Origin of the sequence: Enterococcus dongliensis, assembly GCF_031927985.1 — a bacterium.
In the GTDB taxonomy this organism is placed as follows: Bacteria; Bacillota; Bacilli; order Lactobacillales; family Enterococcaceae; genus Enterococcus_A; species Enterococcus_A dongliensis.
In genome coordinates this window covers 1-23243 of record NZ_JARPZC010000006.1, presented here as the reverse complement: position 1 = coordinate 23243, position 23243 = coordinate 1, and the positions used below count along the sequence as shown (strand labels likewise).

Below are 23243 nucleotides of genomic sequence, written 5' to 3'. Positions count from 1 at the left end.
AAAAACCGTTTGAGCTTCAAACGGTTTTTTTGCGTAAATTATCAGCAAAATCATTAATCTTGCGAATTCGATGGTTAATCCCTGATTTAGAGATTGCACCAGAAGGAATCATTTCACCTAGTTCTTTCAAACTGATTTCAGGATTTTGAATCCTTAATTCTGCGATTTCTTGTAATTTTTCAGGCAGCGATTGCAAACCGACAGTCGATTCAATAAAATGGATATTCTCAATCTGCTTTGAAGCCGCATCAATCGTTTTGTTCATATTGGCAGTCTCGCAATTGACTAAACGATTGACGGAATTACGCATGTCTCGCACGATTCGAACATCTTCAAATTTCAACATGGAATTTGTCGCGCCAATTAATGTCAAGAAGTCTGCGATTTTTTCAGCTCCCTTCAGATACGTGATGTATCCATTACGACGCTCCAATGTTCGTGCATTGAGGTCAAATTGATTTAACAAGTCACAGATGTCTTGGTTATGTTCTTCATAAATCGAAGAAATCTCTAAATGATACCGGCTTGTTTCAGGATTATTGACTGAACCAGAGGCTAAAAAGGCTCCTCTCAAGTAGGCTCTTGTCTTTTCATCTGATTGCTTGATTTCATTAGAAATATGAGATTGGAACATCATGCCATCCATGATATCTAAATCTAGCAATATTTTCTGTGTCCCTTGTTTCAGCCGTACAATATAAACATTGTTTTTCTTTAATTTCATTTTCCGACGTACCAACAACTCACTGCGCACACCATAATGTTCTTTCAACAAAGTAAAAATCCGACGAGCAATCGCCGCATTTTCAGTCTGGACATTTAAAACAAATTGATGATTACTCAAGCTAAGCGAGCCATTCATTCGAATCAAAGCGGCTAACTCAGCTTGTGCGAGGTGTTTTTGGACTGTCAGACTCGTTAGCTCTTTTTTTACTTCTGCCGCAAAAGACATGACGAGCCCTCCTTTTTTTAAATTGAAAAAGTTCTCTTCTAAATCTTCGCTCCAAAAACAATTCGGAACAATTCATCAACAACTTTTTCACCATCATGAAAGACACCACCGTCACGTAGTTTCAAAAAATCAGTTGAAACGACTCGACAGCCCTGTTCTCTCAATCCGTTGAAATCATGAGTCACTTGGACTAGATACTCGTCATAGACTTCCGGATCCATATACCCTTCTGGTACCTTTTCTGTATTGACTAAAACAGTATCAATAAATTTACTTTCTAGATGTTTATGCAGCACGCGAATATGATCGGCATCGCTGAAATGTTCTGTCTCACCTTTTTGTGTCATGATGTTACAAATATACACGACTTCAGCGGCAGTCGTACGAACAGCATCACCTAATTCTTTAATCACCAGATTTGGTAAGATACTCGTGAACAAAGAGCCTGGTCCTAACACGACCATATCGGCTTCATTAATAGCTTTTACTACTTTTCGTGCAGCATGTACGGCTTTTTCACCACTTTTTTCAGTGACATAGACTTTTTCGATTGTCTTACGGTCAAGTGCGATTTTTGATTCGCCTATTGCGCTAGTCCCATCAGTAAAATCAGCATGCAAAACTAAAGGGGTTTCAGAAGAAGGATAGATGTGCCCATCCACATGCATCATCATTGAAAGCAATTGAATCGCTTCATACGTACTGCTGCGCATTTCTGACAAAGCTGCAATTAAAAGGTTGCCGATTGTATGATTGGCTAAAAATTTATCGTCTTCATGAAAGCGATATTGAAATAAATCTTCATATAATTTAGGCATGTCTGATAATGCCGCTAAAACATTGCGTAGATCTCCTGGTGGAGCCATATCGATTGAATCTCGCAATTCACCGCTGCTGCCGCCATCATCGGCAACAGTTACAACTGCTGTGATTTCCGCACTTTGATTTCGCAAACTTTTTAAAATGACTGGTAATCCCGTTCCGCCGCCGATTACAACAATTTTAGGTTTTCGGATACGGTATGTTTTCATCTTCATGAACGATTCACCGTCTCTTTCCGCTTATCTTTGTCGCGGTGGGTGATATTCACTCTATATTCCGCATCAGCAATCGCCTGACCGATTCGCTCTGTCAAAGCTACTGAACGATGCTGACCCCCGGTACATCCAATTGCAATTGTCAGCGAACTTTTGCCTTCTTTAATATACCCTGGCAAAATATCCATGATCAAACGAACAAAATTTGTATAAAAATTTTCTGTTTCAGTAAAAGACATCACATAATCATAGACTGGTTTATCCAATCCGGTCTGTGGACGCAATTCTGGAATATAATGAGGATTAGGCAGAAAGCGGACATCCATCACGATATCAGCATCAATCGGCAAGCCGTATTTAAATCCAAATGAAACGACTTCTACGTGGAAACCTACATCATCTTTTTGTTTAAATGACTGGTTGATTTTTTCTCGTAATTGACGAGGTGACAGCTCCGTTGTGTCGATCATCAACGTTGCTCGATTTTTCAAGTCCTCTAAAATCGCACGCTCTTTACGAATTCCTTCTGTGATCATTCCGTCCATGGCAAGCGGATGGGCACGCCGCGTTTCTTTATAACGAGAGACAAGTTCTTCATCCGAACAATCTAGAAATAAAATACTCGTATCGATGAAACCAGTATTTTCAATCTCTATTAACATTTTTTGAATATCTTCGAAAAATGACCGGGAACGTAGATCTACTACTAAGGCGATCTTAGTCACCTTTCCAGATTCACGAATCAATTCCCAAAATTTAGGGATCAATCCCGGAGGCATATTGTCTACGCAAAAATACCCCATATCTTCAAAACTTTGGATCGCGACGGTCTTTCCCGCCCCACTCATACCAGTGATGACAACTAAATGCAAACTCTCAGTCATTCGTGTCACTCCTTTCTCTTCACTAAGAAATCATTTTGTTAAAATGATAAAAATTTCAATTTTCGACTGTTTCATCAAGAGTATTCGCTTCGTGCGCTCTTTTCATTACACTTGAGAAACGTTATCGCTTGTTTGATGCTCTTGTCAACTACACAAAAAGAGGCTAAAGAAACCAAGCGTTAGCTTCTTTAGCTATCTAAAAAAATTATAACACTCCTGGCGTGTCTTTGCTACTTATTTATCATTCTTTCCTTTTTTCTAATATATTGGATCCAAATGCAGCTAGTATTGTAGGATACCCCAGGATCATTCAGGCATTAAAAAACAGATCTCCTACTTGGAAGATCTGTTTTTTAATGCACGTTCGATTGTGCGGTCAGCTAAAATAGATTGAGCATCAATGACTGGATAAGGAACTTTATCTGTCAACTCTTGAACTAAAGAAAGCTCGGTGCAACCTAGAATGGCATTTTGACAGCCATATTTTTCAAAAACATCTGACAAAATTTCTAAATACAGCTCACTATTGATGAAATCATGTTCTTTTACATCATGATAGATCAAGTGATTGATTTTATCTTGAAGTTCTTTTTCAGGAACGAGTACTTCAAAGCCCCGCGCTTCTAATTCACTTTGATAAACTTTAGCCGTCATCGTCCCAGCAGTCGCAAGTACAGCGATCTTTTCGCCTGTTTGATGGTGTTGTGTTACTTCATTAACTGCTTCACGCGGCATATGTAGCAGCGGGATGTCCGTTGCTGCTTGCAACTGCTCGAAGAAATAATGTGCAGTGTTGCAAGTCAATACGATAAAATCCGGACGCAATAAATTTTGTTTTTCAATATCATCTAATAAAAACGGCAGCGGGTTTGCTGCTTGATGATCCAAAATATAAGCCGTCCGATCAGGAACAGTCGCATGGTTAAACATGACATAGTTCAAATACTCTTGATCATTATGGGCTTGTGTTCGCTGGTTCAAGATACGAATAAAACTTTCAGTTGCCATCGTCCCCATACCGCCAAGAATACTAAAGAAATTTTCCATGCTTACCCTTCTTTCTCTTTAAAGAATAGATCAAATCGTCCTTTGTATTTACTAAACATATATTTCATCAAGATCCAACGCATCAAGGACATGTCATTTTTATAAAAGACTGTCGTACCCCATTGATTCTTTTTGATTAATTCTAGTGCTTGTTTTTTATCAGCATTGTCACGAGCAAATTTTACAAAGACACCCTTTGGTACGCCCATCCATAACATCGCCTTTTCAGCTTTTCCATAGACCGTTTCAGTAAACGGTTTTTCAAAGACGCGGTCTTCGGTTACATACTGAGCCAAATTAAATCCATTTAAGGTAACAAAGAAACTACTGCGTCCTTGACGCAAATTAATTTCAAATAATTTATATTCACCATCTCGCGGATCATACTTCATATCGAAATTTGCAAAACCAGTATAGTTGATTTTTTCTAAAAAACTTTTGATTGTTTGATAAATTTTTTCATTGTATTCTGGCATAATTGCGACATAGTTGCCAATTGCTTCTGGTGATGGATCTTCCAATAATGGATGACCTAGGCACATCATACGAACATGATGATGTTGATCGACATACGCATTCAACACCCGCATATTGCTGTCATCTCCGGGAATAAAGTCTTGCGCAATCATTTCGCTAGTGTAGCCTGCTTGATAGATCCGTTCAATAATCGTATCAAATTCATCACGCGTGTCCAAAATAAACGCTTTTTTCCGTCCTTCAAAATCGATTGACAGCCATTCTACGCTGTTAGCTGGTTTTAACGCTACTGGAAAATCAAACGGCAAGTCTTGTTTCAGTTTGCCTGCTTCCAACATCTCTTCAGTAATGATGAAGGTGTTTGGATATGGTAGATCATATTTTTCGCAAATATCATAAAAACTGACTTTGCTAATCAAACGTTGCAACAACTCAAAATCAATGTACGGACAGATGAACCATTTAGAAAGTTCTTCTTTGTGTTGAGAAACCAATTCTGCATAGCCGTCGCCACAAGCAATCAATAAATATTTTGTTGCCGGATCATTGTAAGTATTTTTTGCTAATTCACGCATTTGTTCAATAAATACCGGATCTTTATCAAATCCTGGAACGATGTGAACATTTACGATCTTGCTGTACTTAGTCGGCGCCAATTGTAATCCAGCATAAGCCTCAGAGACAATCCCATAAGCTTCATGAAAAGAGCGAGACATCCCATAGACGTTGATGTCGCTTCCTAATAAAATCGGTACAAATTTTTGTTTTTCATTCATATTTTCTTACACCTTCTCATTCTAAATCCTTGATAATCATACCATAAAGAAAAATGCAAGCAAAGGAGAATCCTTTACTCGCATTTTTCTTTATCAGTTATTTATTTTTTCAGCACACGTTTTAAATAATGCCCCGTATAACTCTCTGAGATTTCGGCGATTTCTTCTGGTGTACCCGTTGCTAGAATCGTGCCTCCGCCGTCACCGCCTTCTGGCCCAAGATCAATTACATAGTCGGCAGATTTGATTACATCTAGATTATGTTCGATCACTAAAACTGTGTTGCCCGCATCAACAAATCGCTCAAGTACTTTTAATAAACGGGCGATGTCATCTGTATGCAGTCCAGTTGTTGGTTCATCTAAAATGTAGAAATTTTTACCGTTCGAATTTTTGTGAAGCTCACTGGCAAGTTTCATCCGTTGCGCTTCTCCTCCAGACAACGTTGTCGCTGGTTGTCCCATCGTCACATAGCCTAATCCAACATCAACAATCGTTTGTAACTTGCGATGAATCTTAGGAATATGTTGGAAAAATTCTACTGCATCTTCTACCGTCATTTCCAAAATATCTGCAATATTCTTCCCTTTATAGTGAACCTCTAAAGTTTCTGAATTGTAGCGTTTGCCATGACAAACTTCACACGGTACATACACATCAGGTAAAAAGTGCATTTCAATTTTAATGATTCCGTCACCACGACAAGCCTCGCAGCGTCCGCCTTTAACATTGAAACTGAACCGCCCTTTTTTATACCCGCGAATTTTGGCCTCATTCGTTTGGGCAAAGAGATCACGAATATCATCAAAGACACTCGTATAAGTAGCTGGATTGCTTCGTGGTGTACGACCAATTGGACTTTGATCGATATCTACTAATTTTTCAATGTGTTTATACCCAGTAAGTTTTTTGAATTTTCCTGGTTTGTTTGAATTGCGGTTTAATTTTTGAGCTAAGGCTTTTTTCAAAATTTGATTGACCAAAGTTGATTTACCAGATCCTGAAACACCAGTGACTGCTATAAACTGTCCTAGAGGAAATTCTACATCGATATTTTTTAAATTATTCTCCGCTGCGCCAGTGATCTTGATTTTCTTGCCATTTCCTTTGCGGCGTTCTTTTGGCACTGCTATTTCTCGTTTTCCTGATAAATATTGACCGGTTAATGAATTCGGATTTTTCTCTACTTCTTGAGGCGTACCAGCAGCAACAATCTGCCCACCTTGATCCCCAGCGCCCGGACCAACATCGATCAAGTAATCGGCTGCACGCATCGTATCCTCATCGTGTTCTACTACGATCAACGTGTTTCCAAGATCACGCATTTTTTTCAATGACTCGATCAAACGATCATTGTCACGCTGGTGCAAACCAATGGATGGTTCGTCCAAAATATACAAAACACCAGATAAGTTTGAGCCAATTTGTGTAGCTAAACGAATTCGTTGTGCTTCACCGCCTGATAAAGTCCCAGCAGCCCGACTCAAAGTCAAATAATCCAGCCCAACATTGCGCAAAAAGCTCAAGCGATCATTAATTTCTTTTAAAATGGGTTTTGCGATCATTTTTTCTTGTTCGCTTAAAGCCACGTTTTCAAAAAATTCTAACGCGCCATTTATCGAATCTTCACTGATTTTCCCGATATTTTTCCCGTTGATCTGAACTGACAATGCTTGTGGATTTAAACGATACCCTTGACATGTTTGACAAGTTAATTCTGTCATATATAAACGCATTTGATCACGTGTAAAATCACTATTTGTTTCTTTATAACGACGATTGATGTTATTGATAATTCCTTCAAAAGGAACTTCTACATCTCGAACGCCGCCAAAATCATTTTCATAATGAAAATGGAAATTCTCGCCATTTGAACCAGCCAAAATAATCTCTTGATGTTCTTTTGGTAATTCTTCAAAGGGCGTGTCCATGTCAATCCCAAAACTCAAACAAGCTTGTTCCAACATTTGCGGATAATATTGCGAGCTGATAGGATTCCACGGAACCAGCGCTCCTTCACGTAATGTTTTGCTTTGGTCCGGAATCACTAAATCTAAGTCGACTTCTAGTTTTATCCCTAAACCATCACAATCAGGACAAGCACCAAATGGCGCATTGAATGAAAATAAGCGTGGTTCAAGTTCACCGACTGTAAAACCGCAGTACGGACAGGCATAATGTTCACTAAACAGCATTTCTTTTTCACCAATCACATCAACGATTGCATAGCCTTCTGCTAGTCGTAAAGCTGCTTCAAAAGAATCAAATAAACGTGAGCGGATTCCTTCTTTGACGACAATCCGGTCAATAATAATCTCAATGTCATGTTTTTTATTCTTACTTAATTCCGGTGCTTCCGTCACATCATACAATTCGCCATCGACCCGCATCCGGACATAGCCTTCACGTTGAATCATTTCGAACACTTTTTTGTGCTGTCCTTTTTTCTTAGCAATTACCGGAGCCAAAATTTGAAGCTTTGTTCGTTCTGGTAATGCCAACACTTTATCTACCATCTGTTCCACTGACTGTGAAGTAATCTCGATATGATCATTAGGGCAAATAGGATGTCCTACCCGCGCATACAACAAGCGCAAATAATCATTGATTTCTGTTACGGTACCCACTGTTGAACGAGGGTTTTTACTCGTGGTTTTTTGATCGATTGAAATTGCTGGACTAAGACCATCGATACTATCGACATCTGGTTTATCCATCTGTCCTAAAAATTGACGCGCATAGGCAGACAAACTTTCTACATAGCGCCGCTGACCTTCTGCATACAGTGTATCAAACGCTAAAGAGCTCTTTCCAGAGCCTGATAATCCAGTAACAACCACCATTTTGTCACGAGGGATCGTAACATCTACATTTTTTAAATTGTGAGCACGTGCTCCATGAATTACAATCTTATCATTCGCCATTTATATCTCCTATTTCGATTCATCCGATTCATTTTTCTATTCTGCTGCTTTTAATTCTAAAATCGTATCACGTAAGGTTGCTGCCGTCTCAAAATCAAGCGTCTTAGCAGCCTCGCGCATGTCATCTTCAAGTTTTGCAATTAATTCTTTCCGTTCGGCTTTTGACAGTTCTTCATACGAAGTCGTGTCATAAGTACCGCTTTCTTCAGCCACTTTGCTAATAGCAATCAGATCACGGATCTCTTTGATGATTGTTTTTGGCTCTATGCCATGTTCTACATTATACTGTTGCTGGATGCCGCGTCGACGTGACGTTTCATCCATTGCTCGTTGCATCGAATCTGTCACTTTGTCTGCGTACATAATTACTTTACCTTCAGAATTCCGCGCTGCTCGACCGATCGTTTGAACAAGAGAACGCTCACTGCGCAAAAAGCCTTCTTTATCTGCATCCAAGATTGCGACTAAAGAAACTTCAGGTACATCTAAACCTTCCCGTAACAAGTTGATACCAATAAGAACATCAAATTTCCCTAAGCGTAGATCACGAATAATTTCCGTCCGCTCCAGCGTCTTGATATCACTGTGTAAATATTTGACTTTGATTCCCAATTCTTTGAGGTAATCCGTCAAATCTTCTGACATCTTCTTAGTCAAGGTGGTAACAAAGACACGTTCATTTCGTTCAGCCCGTTCATTAATCTCACCAACAAGATCATCAATCTGTCCCATAATCGGACGAACTTCAATAACTGGATCTAACAATCCTGTCGGACGAATGATTTGCTCCACCACTGTATCGGTTTTTTCGTGTTCATAGGGGCCAGGTGTAGCAGAAACGTACACGACTTGATTTACCCGCTCTTCGAATTCTTCTAAGCGTAACGGCCGATTATCTAATGCCGAAGGTAAACGAAAACCATAGTCAACCAACATTTGTTTTCGTGCACGGTCGCCATTATACATTCCGCGAACTTGAGGCATCGTTACATGAGATTCATCAACGACCAATAAAAAGTCATCTGGGAAAAAGTCAATCAGCGTATAAGGTGGTTCGCCTTCTGTACGGCCGTCCATATGCCGCGAGTAATTTTCGATACCAGACGTATACCCCATCTCACGCAACATTTCAATGTCATAATTAGTGCGTTGTTCCAAACGTTGGGCTTCCAACAATTTATTGTCATTGCGTAATTCTTCTAAGCGATCGGCAAGTTCTTTTTGAATGTTGCTGATGGCTACTTCCATATGGTCTTCATTAGTCAAAAAGTGCGTGGCCGGAAAAATCGCGACATGTTCTGTTTCTCCAGTGATCTCTCCAGTCAACGCATCGACTTCACGAATCCGTTCGATCTCGTCTCCAAAAAACTCAACACGTAATGCACGTTCATCTCGTGATGCAGGAAAGATCTCTACTACATCCCCACGAACTCGGAAACGCCCACGTTGAAAATCAATGTCATTTCTTTCAAATTGGATGTCGATTAAGTTTCGCAACAACTGATTGCGATCCATTTCCATTCCTACTCTTAATGAAACGACTTGTTCTAAATATTCTTTAGGTGAACCTAACCCAAAAATACAAGAAACTGAAGCAACCACAATCACATCGTTTCTTTCAAGTAATGCACTGGTTGCTGAGTGACGCAGTTTATCAATCTCATCATTGATACTTGAATCTTTTTCAATATAGGTATCACTAGATGGCACGTAGGCCTCGGGTTGATAATAATCATAGTAGCTGACAAAATACTCCACCGCATTGTTAGGAAAGAATTCCTTGAACTCTCCATATAATTGTCCTGCTAACGTCTTGTTATGGGCAATGATCAAAGTCGGTTTATTAACTTCTTTGATCACATTAGAAATAGTATAAGTTTTCCCAGTACCCGTAGCGCCTAAAAGTATTTGTGCTTTTTTTCCAGCGACGATTCCTTCGGTCAGTTGCTTAATGGCCTCGGGTTGATCGCCAGCAGGCTGATATTTTGAATGAAGGTCAAACGCAGTGTCTGTTACTCTTTCAATCACACAAACATCCCCTTTTTATATTAAATAAACAAAGATTTTCCATTTAAAAATTATAGCATACCGAACATATTTTCGCTATTTTTTGTTCCTACTATAAAGACTTCTTAAAAAGACTCATGTTAGAATTGCTAACATATCATGTCACTAAATTTCACTTTTTTTCTATCCAAACCTTAACTAACTTGTATTTTAGTTATAAACTAACCTATAATAAATAAATGATAAGTATATAGGAGGATTATTATGAGAAAAACCAAATTAATTCCATTTATCGTTTTCTTAATGGCAAGTATTTTTACACTTGGATTTGCCAGCAAGACAAACGCTGCAGAAAAAACATATAAAATCGGAACGGATCTGACTTTTGCGCCTTTTGAATTTCAAAATTCTGATGGTGACTACATAGGAATCGATGTGGACTTACTTAACCAGATAGCTAAGGATCAAAACTTTAAAGTAGATTTACGCCCATTAGGTTTTGACAGTTCAATCCAAGGTGTGCAATCGGATCAACTTGACGGTATGATCGCCGGTATGAGTATCACAGACGAACGAAAAAAAACTTTTGACTTTTCTGAACCTTATTTTGACAGCGGGATTCAAATGGCTGTCAAAAATGATAATAACAACATCAAAAATTATCGCGATCTCAAAGGCAAAACAGTTGCCGCAAAAATCGGAACTGAGAGTGCTACATTCTTAGATAAGAACAAAGACAAATACGGTTATGAAATCAAGCAATACGAAGCCGCCGACGCTATGTATAATGCATTGACAAATGGTAACGTCGAAGCGATTTTTGATGATTATCCCGTTTTAGGGTATGCTGTAACTAATGGACAATCGTTTAAATTAGTCGGTGATCCTGAAAAAGGCAGCTCTTATGGTTTTGCAGTCAAAAAAGGCGAAAACAAAGAGTTGCTGAAAAAATTCAACCAAGGATTAAAAGATTTAAAGAAAAATGGCCGCTATGACAAAATCGTCAGCGAATATATTTCTACTGGTGCTAGTTCTGCTGCTTCTAGTGAAATGAAAAAAATCAAACCTAAAAAGGATGCCTATGTCGTTGCCAGCGATTCAGCTTTTGCCCCTTTTGAATACAAAGATAGCGACGGTGAATACAAAGGAATCGATGTGGATCTGTTAAAACGAATTGCTGAATTACAAGGATTTAACATCGAATTTAAATTCATTGGTTTCTCTTCTGCGATGCAAGCATTAGAATCTGGACAAGCAGATGGAATGATTGCCGGTATGACAATCACTGATGAACGAAAAGCTAATTATGATTTTTCTGATCCTTATTTCCAAAGCGGCATCCAATTAGCGGTGGCTAAGGACAACAAGGATATTAAACATTACAAAGACTTAAAAGGCAAAACAGTTGGCGCCAAAGTCGGAACTGAAAGTGCTGATTTCTTAGAAGCTCACAAAAAAGAATATGGCTATACAATCAAAAGCTTCGATGCAGCAGATCAACTATATGATGCATTAAAAGTTGGTTCAATCGATGCGATGATGGATGACTACCCTGTTATCGGATATGCTGTGAAACAAGGACAAGAGTTAAAAACACCGATTAAACGTGAAGTTGGCGGCGAGTATGGTTTTGCAGTGAAAAAAGGGCAAAATCCTGAACTTAGTGCGATGTTTACTGAAGGATTGAAAGAACTAAAACAGACAGGCGAATACGATAAAATCATCGATCGCTATATCGGTTCTGGTAGTGAAAAAAAACAAAACACAGTGGATGAATCGACAATCGTCGGCTTATTAAAAAACAACTATAAATCATTATTAGATGGATTGTGGAAGACGATTGTATTAGCCTTGGTATCCTTTGGACTAGCTCTTGTGGTAGGTGTTATTTTTGGATTGTTCCGTGTTTCCCCAATCCGCAGCTTACGCACTCTAGCCGGAATCTATATCGATATTATTCGTGGAATTCCAATGATGGTATTGGCCTTCTTCATTTTCTTTGGCTTACCAGGTATTACCGGAATCAAGATTCCAGATTTTGCTGCTGGGATTATTACATTGACCTTGAATGCTAGTGCCTACATCGCTGAAATCGTTCGCGGCGGAATCAACGCAGTCCCTGTAGGACAAATGGAAGCTTCACGAAGTCTCGGTCTTTCTTATAATCGGACGATGCAAAAAATTATTTTACCGCAAGCTGTGAAGATTATGATCCCTTCTTTCATCAATCAATTTGTTATTAGTTTGAAAGATACGACCATCATTTCCGCAATCGGTGTTGTAGAACTACTTCAAACAGGAAAAATTATCGTCGCTCGTACCACTCAAAGTTCTTATGTATATTTGATTATTGCGATCATGTATCTGATTTTGATTACAATCTTGACCAAGTTAGCAAACCGTTTAGATAAGAAGGTGAAATAAGATGGATAAAAAAATTGTCGTAAATCATTTAGTAAAAAAATTCGGTGACAACACCGTTTTAAATGACTTGAATATCAGCATCAGTGAAGGCGAAGTAGTTTGTATCATTGGTCCATCTGGTTCAGGAAAAAGTACTTTTTTACGTTGCATGAATCATTTGGAAGAACCGACTTCAGGAGAAATCATCATTGATGGCCAAGACCTGACCGATAAACATACGAATATCAACTTAGTACGTCAACACATTGGAATGGTTTTCCAACACTTTAACTTGTTCCCTCACTTGACTGTCTTGGAAAACATCACTCTGGCTCCATTAGATTTAAAGAGCGAGAAAAAAGATGCTGCCGAAAAACGTGGGATTGAGTTACTTACCCAAGTAGGATTAGCTGAGAAAAAAGATGTCTATCCTGACAGCTTGTCCGGTGGTCAAAAACAGCGGGTTGCGATTGCCCGTGCGTTAGCAATGAATCCTGACATCATGTTGTTTGACGAACCGACTTCCGCTCTTGACCCTGAAATGGTCGGAGATGTTTTAAAAGTTATGAAGGACTTAGCCTTACAAGGCATGACGATGGTGATCGTCACTCATGAAATGGGTTTTGCTAAAGAAGTGGCCGACCGTGTAATCTTTACTGACGGCGGGAAAATTTTAGAAGATGGAACACCTGAGCAAGTCTTCAATAATCCTCATAATCCAAGAACACAAGATTTCTTGAATAAAGTTTTGAATATTTAAAAAAAACCGTGAAATCATTTTAGATTTCACGGTTTTTTTCACAATTTATTTTGTAAACAAAAAAGAGCACCACAATTGTATGTGATACTCTTTATTCAAAACTATGCTTCGATTTCCGTTACCATACCTGAACCAACGGTACGTCCGCCTTCACGAATAGAGAAAGTCGTTCCCTTTTCTACAGCGATTGGATGGATTAATTCAACATCAATCGTTACATTATCACCAGGCATGACCATTTCAGTCCCTTCTGGTAATACGATATTCCCAGTAACATCAGTTGTACGGAAATAGAATTGTGGGCGATAATTGTTAAAGAATGGCGTATGACGTCCGCCTTCTTCTTTTGTTAATACATAAACTTCGGCTTTAAATTTCATATGAGGTGTGATTGAACCTGGTTTAGCAAGAACTTGACCACGTTCGATTTCATCACGGGTGATCCCACGTAATAAGACACCAACATTATCGCCAGCTTCACCATAATCCAAAGTCTTACGGAACATTTCAAGGCCAGTTACAACAGCTTTTTGGATCTCGGGTTTAATCCCAATAATCTCAATTTCATCACCGACTTTTACTTCCCCACGGTCGATTCGACCAGAAGCTACAGTCCCACGTCCTGTAATTGAGAAAACATCTTCTACTGGTAATAAGAATGGTTTATCTGTATCACGTTCAGGTGTTGGGATATATTCATCAACTGTATCCATCAAATCAAGAATTACTTGTTCTTGTTCAGGATCACCTTCTAGTGCTTTTAAAGCTGAACCTTTAAGAACTGGGATGTCATCACCTGGGAACCCATATTCAGAAAGTAATTCCCGAACTTCCATCTCAACTAAATCAATCAATTCTTCATCGTCGACTAAATCAACTTTGTTTAAAAAGACGATCAAATGTTTCACACCAACTTGACGTGATAACAAAATATGTTCACGTGTTTGAGGCATTGGACCATCTGTAGCAGATACAACTAAGATCGCACCGTCCATTTGTGCAGCACCGGTGATCATGTTTTTTACATAGTCCGCGTGTCCTGGAGCATCAATATGGGCATAATGGCGTTTTTCTGTTTCATATTCTACGTGAGCAGTATTGATAGTAATCCCGCGTTCACGTTCTTCCGGTGCAGCATCGATACTGGCATAGTCTTGAGGGTTTGCCAGACCTTTTTTACCTAATACCGTTGTGATTGCTGCCGTTAATGTTGTTTTTCCGTGGTCGACGTGACCAATCGTTCCAATATTAACGTGTGGTTTACTTCTATCGTAATGTTCTTTTGCCATAATAAACAAACCTCCTAAAATATAAAAATTCTTACGGATACAGTGTAAAACATTTTTAGCTAAATGAAAAAGATTTACACTTTTACTTTTTGTAAGTAACTATCCGAAATCATAATACATCAGAATTGGTCAAACTCCAAATAATTTGTCTCCTACTGGACGGATACTGATAGTTACGTAATAATAGAGATACTGTTTGGCTAAACATTTTAACTAGGAGTTGATCACATGCGTACCTTTGTAGAAAAGATCCAGCAGTTCCCAGAAAACTTAAAACAAGCTTGGAGTGTGGGCTTTGTTTTCATGTATAACGGTAAGACCTTTCAGCATTTTCCAGCAAGACAATGGTCAGATCAACAGATCCGTGCCTATTTTCAAGAAAATCATGACAGCCTTTCTACGATTATTACTCATCCCGATTTGAGATTAAAAGAGGTTCAAGTTGACCACTATCCTGACTGGATTGTGGTCGTCCCCTACTAATTAAAAAAAGCGATGACAGCTAACTGTCATCGCTTTTTTTTAAACCAATAAATCATAGAGAGTTTTATTTTGACTTAACTCAATATAATTAGAATCAAATTTTTTCAATCGTTTTAGAAGATTAGGCAATGTCTTCGGCTCTTTTAAAAGCACTCCAATCACAACTGGACCTGTTCCCCGATTGCTCTTTTTAGTGTACTCAAAACGAGTGATATCATCATCTTCGCCTAAGATTTCAGAGACAAATTCTTTTAATGCACCCGGTCTTTGTGGGAAATTCACAACGAAATAATGTTTCAATCCTTCATAAATCAGTGAACGTTCTTCAATCTCAGCCATCCGATTAATATCATTATTCCCACCGCTGATAACACAAATTACGGTTTTTCCTTTGATTTTCTCTTTCATAAGATCCAAAGCAGCCACACTCAATGCTCCAGCTGGTTCTACAACGATTGCTTGTTTACCATATAGTTCTAAAATAGTTGAACAAATCAATCCTTCATCTACCGACATAAGCTCATCAACGTATTCTTTGCTATGCAAGTAAGTAATATCACCAACACGTTGAACAGCAGCACCATCAACGAATTTATCGATCTCTGTTAAAGTCACTGGCTGTTCTTTTTCAAACGCCGCTTGCATTGACGCTGCCCCTTTTGGTTCAACACCAATCACTTTTGTATCTGGTGAGGTATTTTTTACATAAGCAGAGACACCGCTGATCAATCCACCACCACCAATTGCTGTAATGACATAATCAGGTTTGTACCCTTCGCTTTCAGCATCGGTCATCATTTCTAGAGCTAATGTTCCTTGACCGGCGATGATGTCGCGGTCATTAAAAGGATCAATAAAAGTCATGCCATTTTCTTCACAGTATTTTCTTGCGGCAGCAGCAGAAGCATCAAAAGTATCACCGACTAAATGAATATCGGCAAATTCCCCACCAAAGAATTGGACTTGTGAAACTTTTTGTTGCGGTGTAGTTGTTGGCATGAAGATGGCCGCTTTTGTCTTTAATTCCTGACAAGTATAGGCAACTCCTTGTGCATGATTTCCTGCACTTGCACATACTACACCTTTTTTCAACTCAGATTCTGGCAATTTTTTGATTGCATAGTACGCCCCACGTAATTTAAATGAGCGAACTTTTTGTAAATCTTCCCGTTTCAACAAAACGGTCGCTTGGTATTTTTCAGATAAAAAACGATCATATTGTAATGGTGTATGGTTCACAGAGTTCTTTAGCAACTGATAAGCACTTCGAACCTCGGTATCTTTGATTAATCCCATCGCTATACCTCCCGTTAGTCTTCGCGGCTTACAAATGGCATCATTTTTCTTAATTCACTACCAACTGCTTCAATTTGATGACCCGCACTTTCTGCTCGCATTTTCTTGAATTCTGGGAAGCCATTTGCGTTATCTTCAACAAAACCTTTGGCAAATTTTCCGTTTTGGATATCTGTTAGAACTTCTTTCATTCCTACTTTAGCTTGTTCAGTAATAACACGTGGACCTGAAACATAGTCACCATATTCAGCAGTATTAGAGATTGAGTTGCGCATTTTTGCGAAACCACCTTCATAGATCAAATCAACGATCAATTTCATTTCATGACAGACTTCAAAATAAGCCAATTCTGGTTGGTAGCCAGCTTCAACTAATGTTTCAAACCCTGCTTCGATCATACTTGTCAAACCACCACAAAGGACAGCTTGTTCACCAAATAAATCCGTCTCTGTTTCTTCTTTAAAGCTTGTTTCCAAAACTCCTACTCGAGTAGCACCGATTCCTTTAGCATAAGATAAAGCTAAATCTCGAGCGGTTCCTGTTGCATCTTGATGGACTGCATATAATGCAGGTACAGCAAATCCTTCAGTAAAGGTACGACGAACTAAGTGACCTGGACCTTTAGGAGCAACTAAGAAGACATCCACATTTTTAGGTGGTTTGATTACATCAAAATGAATATTGAAACCATGTGCAAAGGCTACTGCATCGCCTTCTGCCAAGTTTGGCGCGATTTCTTTTTCATATAAAGTTCCTTGGATTTCATCTGGAGCTAAAATCATGACTACTTCGGCTTTTTTAGTTGCTTCACTTACAGAAAATACATCAAATCCATCGTTACGGGCAGCTTCAGCTGATTTTCCTTCACGGATACCGATTACGACTTGGTGGCCTGTATCTCTAAGGTTTTGTGCATGAGCATGTCCTTGAGAACCGTAACCTACCACGGCGATTGTTTTTCCTTCTAAAGCATCCTTTTCTACTGCGTTATCATAATAAACTTTAACCATAATTTTTTCCTCCATTTTTTTAAACTATATTAAAAGCATTTCTGCTTATTAACCCCTATTAAATCCGGTTACCCCGGTTCGTGCCAATTGCTTGATACCATAAGGCCTCAAGACATCGATACAAGCGTTGACTTTTTCAGTTGAACCAGCAACTTGTACAACAATCGTTTTTAATCCTACATCTACAACATCTGCGCGGAATGGATCAATCATTGCTTGAATCTCAGATCGCGTTGCTGCTGGAGCATTGACTTTGATTAAAGCCAATTCTCTTTCTAGATGCGGCTCATCTGTAATATCAGATACTTTAACTACATCAATTTGTTTATTTAACTGCTTGGTCACTTGTTCAACCTCAGCCAAGGTATCTGCTTGGATAATAATAGTCATTTGCGACTCACCCGCTCGCTCTGTGCGGCCAACGGAGACACTATCCATATTCACTTGTCGTCGATTTAAGACACTTGTGATTCGACTCAGTACACCAGCTTGGTCATGAACCATCGCGGTAATCATTCGTCTCATTTAATCAACCCCCAACATCTGATCATTTGGCATTCCAGCCGGAATCATCGGCAATACATGTTCACTCTTGCTGATCATAACTTCAATCAACATCGGTCCCGGTGTTGCAAATGCTTCTTGCAATTCTTCGTCCAAAGTAGCAGGATCTGTGATTTTTCTACCACCGATGCCGTAAGCTTCAGCCATTTTCATAAAATCAGGCTGTTCATTGAACACCGATTGAGAACGTCGTTCATTAAAGAATTTTTCTTGCCATTGACGAACCATCCCAAGTGATTGGTTATTCATCAAAACAAATTTGATATCCAAATTATTTTGATTTAAAATCGCAAACTCTTGATTGGTCATTTCAAATCCTCCATCGCCAACAAAAACGACAACAGACTTATCTGGTTGACCAAATTTCACACCAACTCCAGCAGGAATTCCATATCCCATTGTTCCAAGCCCACCACTTGTGATTAATTGCTTAGAAAATTTAAAAGGATAATATTGCGCTGCCCACATTTGGTGTTGACCAACATCCGTTACGATATAAGAGTCGCCTTTTGTGATTCGTCCAATGATCTCAACTACTTCTTGCGGTTTAATAATTTTTTCATCCCGTTCATATTTTAACGGGTATTTTCGTTTGCGTTCTTCACAAAGTTCTCGCCAAGGTTGACAATCTGGTGCATCAATTTCAATCGACAGCATTTGCTGCAAAGCAATTTTTGCATCACCAACGATTGGAATATCCGTTGGAATGATTTTTCCAATCTCTACTGGATCAATATCGATATGAGCGACCTTCGCATGGGGAGCAAAATCCTTAGGTGAACAGGCTAAGCGATCATCAAAGCGACTACCGATATTGATTAATAGATCTGTCTCCATTAGTGCCATATTGGCAGCATAGGTCCCGTGCATGCCACCCATCCCAAGAAAGTTTGGATGATCATGAGGCAGTAAACCTAAACCTAACAATGTGCTGACTGTTGGCAATTGATATTTTTCAACAAACTGACGCAACTCTTCTCCACCATCAGCAGCAACAACACCTGCTCCAGCTAAAACAATTGGTTTTTTCGCTTGTTTTAGCAAATTCATTAACCGCTCAATCTGTAAGACCGAAGGAATTATCGTTGGTTGGTAGCTTTCAAGATGAACCGCATCGTCGATTTTAGGATTAGCTTTCAATGTCGTGATATCCTTAGGCAAATCGATCAATACCGGCCCTTTTCTACCAGTTGTTGCAATATGAAAGGCTTCATTGACGATTCGTGGCAACTCTTCGATGTCTCGAACCTGATAATTATTTTTAGTAATCGGGACTGTGATTCCTAAAATGTCTGCTTCTTGAAACGCATCTTTTCCGATTCCCGCTCGTGATACTTGTCCTGAAATAACTACTAACGGGACAGAATCGATCATCGCATCCGCAATACCGGTGACCACATTGGTCGCACCTGGTCCACTAGTAACAATCACCACTCCAGGTTTTCCAGTAGCTTTAGCGTAACCTTCTGCAGCATGAACTGCGCCTTGTTCATGACGAGTAAGAATATTCGGAATAGTCTCATCATAAAGTGAATCATATAATGGTAGGACAGCTCCGCCAGGATAACCAAAAATCAATTCAACTCCTTGATTTTCCAAACATTTGATTAATAGATCTGCACCTGTTTGTAAATCTTCAACTGCCACTTTTTGCTTCATTTCTTCCATCCTCATTCCTCCTATTCCTCAGGCAATTTCATGATTCCCCCGGTGTGTGCCGAGGTTACCATCGCTGAATAGCGTGCCAACCAGCCTTTTTTAACTTTTGGTTGAAATTTTTCTAATTTTTCTTGCCGTTTCGTTAATTCTTCATCAGCTACTGCAACGTTCAAAGTTCGATTCGTTAAATCGATTGTGATCTCATCACCATCTTGAACCAATGCAATCGGTCCGTCAGCCGCTGCTTCTGGTGAGATATGGCCAACTGCAATTCCCCATGTCGCTCCAGAGAAACGTCCATCAGTAATTAATGCAACCTCTTTACCTAAACCACGTCCTACAATACTTGAAGTTGGAGCTAACATTTCAGGCATGCCTGGACCGCCTTTTGGTCCTTCGTAGCGAATCACAACGACATGACCTTTTTTGACTGTATGATTATCAATTGCCTCGACCGCCTCATCATGAGAGCTGAAGCAAATAGCTTTTCCTGTAAAGGTTTTGATACTAGAATCTACGCCTCCGACTTTGATTACACAACCTTTTGGTGCAATATTTCCGTATAAGATCGAAAGACCACCAACTGGGCTGTAAGGATTGCTTTTCGGATGAATCACTTCTTCGTTCATGATTTTTGCAGAAGCGACATTTTCTCGTAATGTTTTTCCCGTTACGGTCATACGATCTGGATGAATCGCTCCCTCAATCGAGACTAACTCATGAATGATTGCCGAGATCCCACCAGCTTCATGTACATCGTGCATGGAGTAGCTAGAAGATGGAGCAAGTTTAGAAAGGTAAGGGACTCTTTTAGCAATCTCATTAATATCTGACTGATCGTAATCGATCTCTGCTTCATTAGCAATTGCTAAAGTATGGAGTACCGTATTGGTTGAACCTCCCATTGCCATGTCCAAGGCAAACGCATCGTCAATTGCTTCTTTGGTTATGATATCTCTTGGTTTGATTTGTTTTTTCACAATTTCCATCAGATGTTTCGCTGATTTTCGAACCAAATCACGTCGTTCATCTGAAACAGCTAAAATGGTCCCATTTCCAGGTAATGCCATCCCAAGCATTTCCAACAAACAATTCATCGAATTTGCAGTAAACATTCCTGCACAAGAGCCGCAAGTTGGACACGCATTTTGTTCCATGAATTGAAAATTTTCTTTCGTCATTTGCCCTTCTTTAAAAGCTCCAACTGCTTCAAACATTGAAGAAAGTGTAATCTGATGTCCCCGTGGATCGATTCCAGCTTTCATAGGACCACCTGAACAAAAAATCGATGGGACATTGGTTCGTACAGCTGCCATGATCATGCCTGGTGTAATCTTGTCACAATTGGGAATATACAATACACCATCGAACCAGTGAGCATTGATTACTGTTTCTGCCGAGTCAGCAATCAACTCACGACTAGGTAAAGAATAACGCATACCGATATGTCCCATCGCGATGCCATCATCCACACCGATCGTATTGAATTCAAAGGGAATCCCTCCAGCCTCACGAATCGCTTCCTTCGCGACATTTGCTAGTTCCCGCAGATGAACATGGCCTGGAACAATGTCGATATATGAATTACAAATCGCAATAAAGGGTTTATCCATATCATGTCTATTTTTTACTTGGCCAGTCGCATATAGTAAACTTCTAGCAGGTGCCGCATCGATACCTTTTTTTATTTGATCACTTCTCATATTTACATCTCCTATTTCCAAAAAAAGAGCTTCCCATCGTAAAATGGGATGCTCTTGCAAGAATCCCATTTTTAACACAAACAGGACTCAAACTAACGGTTGTTACTCTCCCGCGTTCTAAGCCCTGCACATAATAATTAATAAGACGATACCATCAAGATTATTGAATTTTTCTTTACACATAGTCATCGTCTCCTCATTTTTCTAATGTTTTTTTAATCATTTTTTATACTATACAATCCATAAGATTAAAAGTCAATGAATTTTCAGAATATTTTCTAAATAAGTTTTTTACCCTTTTCACTAGAAAAAATTCGTAAACGTATTCAAGTTAAGTACTAACAAATCAAAAAAAGCTCGACAGAAACTGTCGGGCTCAGCTAAAATAATTAAACTATTGGTTCTCTGCACTCTTATTTAGTTGAAAAGAAACAAATACATTGATTTTTAATTTCTCTGCTTGTCTTGGTGAGAGATATTTACGCTTAGTCTCAGAAAAAACCAGCTTACGATATAACGACATAGCTGCTACGTTAGTTCTGCCATCCCTTCAATAACATAATTCTCGTAAAGGGTATGCTCAATTATATTAGATGCAACGCCTTGTTTTCTAAATTCAGAAGCAACCCCAACAAACTCAATCGAACCAGTATTACTTGGTGGATTTTCAAAAAGAGTCTCAAATTCTTTTTTAAGCACCTTGAAAGCGATCATTCCCCTTAACCAACCAAAATGTTTTTTAGCTTATCTTTTACTAAAGATCAAACTTTTCTTATGACAATCAGTACAAGCAACAAAACCAGCAATTTTTTTATCCACAATCGCAACAAAAAATTGATCCAGCTGAAAAGAATGTTCAAATGCTTTTGCGATAACCACTGGTTTTTTTGAAAAATAACCCAACCATTGAGTAAATCCTTCCGCAAAAATCTTTCCTAGATTCTTGCGACAATCATCAGCTAGTGTATCCCCACGATAAATATCCATAAAGCTTCTCCTTTGTCGATAAATATTTATTGTTGCGCCTTATTTACGTTTGTATCGCATTATTTTCAATACTCCCATTGTATAGAAAAGCTAAAATAAAATCTATATTTATGAACACAAGATCAGTTGATTGATGAAAGACTAAAATAGTAGTCTAATTTTTTGGGAAATCATTACTACCCGTTAAACGGGCGGTAATGATTTTGGACGCTTTTGCGACCTCAGCAGGACTCCATGCTCAATAATAAAAAAGACTAGACAAATTTGTCTAGTCTTTTTAGGGCGAACGGTGGGAATCGAACCCACGAGTGCCGGAGCCACAATCCGGTGCGTTAACCACTTCGCCACGATCGCCATGTTACTATTTAATTCCAAAGAAAAAACCAAGATGAATAGACATCTTAGTTTATACCGGCGGCCGGGGTCGAACCGGCACGCCCGTGAGGGCACTGGATTTTGAGTCCAGCGCGTCTGCCAATTCCGCCACGCCGGCATATCAATAATAAATATTTTTTAGTACTAAGGCGGTAACCGGATTTGAACCGGTGATGAAGGTTTTGCAGACCTCTGCCTTACCACTTGGCTATACCGCCATTATACTATTTTTTTCTTTTCAAAACAAGTTTCACAAGAAATTTTCTTGATAGTTTCTGAAAAAAACTGGGGTAGCTGGATTCGAACCAACGCATGAGGGAGTCAAAGTCCCTTGCCTTACCGCTTGGCTATACCCCAATGATACAAGGGCGAACGATGGGAATCGAACCCACGAGTGCCGGAGCCACAATCCGGTGCGTTAACCACTTCGCCACGATCGCCATATTAATAAAAACAGGGGCAGCAGGAATTGAACCCACACTAACGGTTTTGGAGACCGCTGTTCTACCTTTAAACTATGCCCCTGAAACGAATGGAGGAGAGTGGATTCGAACCACTGAACCCTAAGGAACGGATTTACAGTCCGTCGCGTTTAGCCACTTCGCTACTC

The 23243-nt window shown here is 39.3% G+C and carries 18 protein-coding genes and 7 tRNA genes; 3 read left to right on the top strand and 22 right to left on the bottom strand.

Features of this window, described 5'->3' with window-relative positions; genetic code table 11:
- Positions 1–16: 16 nt before the first annotated feature.
- The 7 genes from whiA to uvrB form a co-directional block, all read right to left on the bottom strand.
- Positions 17–952: a DNA-binding protein WhiA gene (gene whiA, locus P7D84_RS06200; RefSeq protein WP_137603401.1), complete on the bottom strand. Its 936-nt coding sequence runs from the start codon at positions 950–952 to the stop codon at positions 17–19.
- Between the two features lie 38 nt (positions 953–990).
- A complete protein-coding gene (locus P7D84_RS06195; RefSeq protein ID WP_170999764.1) occupies positions 991–1989 on the bottom strand; it encodes a gluconeogenesis factor YvcK family protein in 999 nt (332 codons plus the stop codon).
- Entirely contained in the window at positions 1986–2873 is an 888-nt protein-coding gene (gene rapZ, locus P7D84_RS06190) for an RNase adapter RapZ (RefSeq protein WP_137603402.1), read from the bottom strand. The genes P7D84_RS06195 and rapZ overlap by 4 nt, the downstream gene beginning before the upstream one ends.
- 333 nt (positions 2874–3206) lie before the next feature.
- Positions 3207–3920 (bottom strand): amino acid racemase, encoded by a 714-nt coding sequence (locus P7D84_RS06185; protein ID WP_311805562.1) that lies wholly within the window; start codon positions 3918–3920, stop codon positions 3207–3209.
- Positions 3921–3922: 2 nt separating this feature from the next.
- Positions 3923–5173 (bottom strand): carboxylate--amine ligase, encoded by a 1251-nt coding sequence (locus P7D84_RS06180; RefSeq protein ID WP_137603404.1) that lies wholly within the window; start codon positions 5171–5173, stop codon positions 3923–3925.
- A 101-nt stretch (positions 5174–5274) separates the two neighbouring features.
- The gene (gene uvrA, locus P7D84_RS06175) at positions 5275–8097 is read right to left on the bottom strand and encodes an excinuclease ABC subunit UvrA (RefSeq protein WP_311805560.1); all 2823 of its coding nucleotides are present in this window, start codon (positions 8095–8097) and stop codon (positions 5275–5277) included.
- A 36-nt stretch (positions 8098–8133) separates the two neighbouring features.
- Positions 8134–10125 (bottom strand): excinuclease ABC subunit UvrB, encoded by a 1992-nt coding sequence (gene uvrB, locus P7D84_RS06170; RefSeq protein ID WP_137603406.1) that lies wholly within the window; start codon positions 10123–10125, stop codon positions 8134–8136.
- A gap of 243 nt (positions 10126–10368) precedes the next feature.
- Here uvrB and P7D84_RS06165 point away from each other — a divergent pair, with 243 nt between their 5' ends.
- Entirely contained in the window at positions 10369–12528 is a 2160-nt protein-coding gene (locus P7D84_RS06165) for an amino acid ABC transporter substrate-binding protein/permease (RefSeq protein ID WP_311805558.1), read from the top strand.
- Between the two features lies 1 nt (position 12529).
- Positions 12530–13267, top strand: a complete 738-nt coding sequence (locus P7D84_RS06160; RefSeq protein ID WP_137603408.1) for an amino acid ABC transporter ATP-binding protein — start codon at positions 12530–12532, stop codon at positions 13265–13267.
- 101 nt (positions 13268–13368) lie between these two features.
- Here the strand turns inward: P7D84_RS06160 and tuf are convergent, their stop codons facing one another.
- Entirely contained in the window at positions 13369–14556 is a 1188-nt protein-coding gene (gene tuf, locus P7D84_RS06155; protein ID WP_311805557.1) for an elongation factor Tu, read from the bottom strand.
- A 228-nt stretch (positions 14557–14784) separates the two neighbouring features.
- On the opposite strand from tuf, the gene P7D84_RS06150 reads away from it, so the two are divergent.
- Entirely contained in the window at positions 14785–15039 is a 255-nt protein-coding gene (locus tag P7D84_RS06150; protein WP_311805556.1) for a hypothetical protein, read from the top strand.
- Between the two features lie 39 nt (positions 15040–15078).
- On the opposite strand, the gene ilvA is transcribed toward P7D84_RS06150, so the two are convergent.
- The 14 genes from ilvA to P7D84_RS06080 form a co-directional block, all read right to left on the bottom strand.
- Positions 15079–16335, bottom strand: coding sequence for a threonine ammonia-lyase IlvA (gene ilvA, locus P7D84_RS06145; RefSeq protein ID WP_311805554.1), 1257 nt, complete (start codon positions 16333–16335; stop codon positions 15079–15081).
- A gap of 14 nt (positions 16336–16349) precedes the next feature.
- Positions 16350–17345, bottom strand: a complete 996-nt coding sequence (gene ilvC / locus P7D84_RS06140) for a ketol-acid reductoisomerase (protein ID WP_311805552.1) — start codon at positions 17343–17345, stop codon at positions 16350–16352.
- Between the two features lie 48 nt (positions 17346–17393).
- Positions 17394–17870: an acetolactate synthase small subunit gene (gene ilvN / locus P7D84_RS06135; protein ID WP_311805550.1), complete on the bottom strand. Its 477-nt coding sequence runs from the start codon at positions 17868–17870 to the stop codon at positions 17394–17396.
- On the bottom strand, positions 17871–19577 hold the full coding sequence (ilvB, locus tag P7D84_RS06130; RefSeq protein WP_311805548.1) for a biosynthetic-type acetolactate synthase large subunit: 1707 nt from the start codon (positions 19575–19577) through the stop codon (positions 17871–17873). It lies immediately after the preceding gene.
- 11 nt (positions 19578–19588) lie between these two features.
- Positions 19589–21271 (bottom strand): dihydroxy-acid dehydratase, encoded by a 1683-nt coding sequence (ilvD, locus tag P7D84_RS06125; RefSeq protein ID WP_311805547.1) that lies wholly within the window; start codon positions 21269–21271, stop codon positions 19589–19591.
- A gap of 528 nt (positions 21272–21799) precedes the next feature.
- The gene (locus P7D84_RS06120; protein WP_311805545.1) at positions 21800–21985 is read right to left on the bottom strand and encodes an N-acetyltransferase; all 186 of its coding nucleotides are present in this window, start codon (positions 21983–21985) and stop codon (positions 21800–21802) included.
- 30 nt (positions 21986–22015) lie between these two features.
- A complete protein-coding gene (locus P7D84_RS06115) occupies positions 22016–22258 on the bottom strand; it encodes a hypothetical protein (RefSeq protein ID WP_311805544.1) in 243 nt (80 codons plus the stop codon).
- 281 nt (positions 22259–22539) lie between these two features.
- Positions 22540–22612, bottom strand: a tRNA-His gene (locus P7D84_RS06110).
- Positions 22613–22667: 55 nt separating this feature from the next.
- A tRNA-Leu gene (locus tag P7D84_RS06105) sits at positions 22668–22751 on the bottom strand.
- A gap of 29 nt (positions 22752–22780) precedes the next feature.
- A tRNA-Cys gene (locus P7D84_RS06100) sits at positions 22781–22851 on the bottom strand.
- A gap of 67 nt (positions 22852–22918) precedes the next feature.
- Positions 22919–22990: transfer RNA gene (locus tag P7D84_RS06095), tRNA-Gln, on the bottom strand.
- 10 nt (positions 22991–23000) lie between these two features.
- Positions 23001–23073 (bottom strand) — tRNA-His (locus P7D84_RS06090).
- A 14-nt stretch (positions 23074–23087) separates the two neighbouring features.
- Positions 23088–23158, bottom strand: a tRNA-Trp gene (locus P7D84_RS06085).
- An 8-nt stretch (positions 23159–23166) separates the two neighbouring features.
- Positions 23167–23243: transfer RNA gene (locus tag P7D84_RS06080), tRNA-Tyr, on the bottom strand.

What these genes read in the sequence shown, in the direction of transcription:
- whiA (WP_137603401.1), bottom strand. Translation starts at nt 952, where the DNA reads ATGTCTTTTGCGGCAGAAGTAAAAAAAGAGCTAACGAGTCTGACAGTC.
- P7D84_RS06195 (WP_170999764.1), bottom strand. Translation starts at nt 1,989, where the DNA reads ATGAAGATGAAAACATACCGTATCCGAAAACCTAAAATTGTTGTAATC.
- rapZ (WP_137603402.1), bottom strand. Translation starts at nt 2,873, where the DNA reads ATGACTGAGAGTTTGCATTTAGTTGTCATCACTGGTATGAGTGGGGCG.
- P7D84_RS06185 (WP_311805562.1), bottom strand. Translation starts at nt 3,920, where the DNA reads ATGGAAAATTTCTTTAGTATTCTTGGCGGTATGGGGACGATGGCAACT.
- P7D84_RS06180 (WP_137603404.1), bottom strand. Translation starts at nt 5,173, where the DNA reads ATGAATGAAAAACAAAAATTTGTACCGATTTTATTAGGAAGCGACATC.
- uvrA (WP_311805560.1), bottom strand. Translation starts at nt 8,097, where the DNA reads ATGGCGAATGATAAGATTGTAATTCATGGAGCACGTGCTCACAATTTA.
- P7D84_RS06165 (WP_311805558.1), top strand. Translation starts at nt 10,369, where the DNA reads ATGAGAAAAACCAAATTAATTCCATTTATCGTTTTCTTAATGGCAAGT.
- P7D84_RS06160 (WP_137603408.1), top strand. Translation starts at nt 12,530, where the DNA reads ATGGATAAAAAAATTGTCGTAAATCATTTAGTAAAAAAATTCGGTGAC.
- tuf (WP_311805557.1), bottom strand. Translation starts at nt 14,556, where the DNA reads ATGGCAAAAGAACATTACGATAGAAGTAAACCACACGTTAATATTGGA.
- P7D84_RS06150 (WP_311805556.1), top strand. Translation starts at nt 14,785, where the DNA reads ATGCGTACCTTTGTAGAAAAGATCCAGCAGTTCCCAGAAAACTTAAAA.
- ilvA (WP_311805554.1), bottom strand. Translation starts at nt 16,335, where the DNA reads ATGGGATTAATCAAAGATACCGAGGTTCGAAGTGCTTATCAGTTGCTA.
- ilvC (WP_311805552.1), bottom strand. Translation starts at nt 17,345, where the DNA reads ATGGTTAAAGTTTATTATGATAACGCAGTAGAAAAGGATGCTTTAGAA.
- ilvN (WP_311805550.1), bottom strand. Translation starts at nt 17,870, where the DNA reads ATGAGACGAATGATTACCGCGATGGTTCATGACCAAGCTGGTGTACTG.
- ilvB (WP_311805548.1), bottom strand. Translation starts at nt 19,577, where the DNA reads ATGGAAGAAATGAAGCAAAAAGTGGCAGTTGAAGATTTACAAACAGGT.
- ilvD (WP_311805547.1), bottom strand. Translation starts at nt 21,271, where the DNA reads ATGAGAAGTGATCAAATAAAAAAAGGTATCGATGCGGCACCTGCTAGA.
- P7D84_RS06120 (WP_311805545.1), bottom strand. Translation starts at nt 21,985, where the DNA reads ATGATCGCTTTCAAGGTGCTTAAAAAAGAATTTGAGACTCTTTTTGAA.
- P7D84_RS06115 (WP_311805544.1), bottom strand. Translation starts at nt 22,258, where the DNA reads ATGGATATTTATCGTGGGGATACACTAGCTGATGATTGTCGCAAGAAT.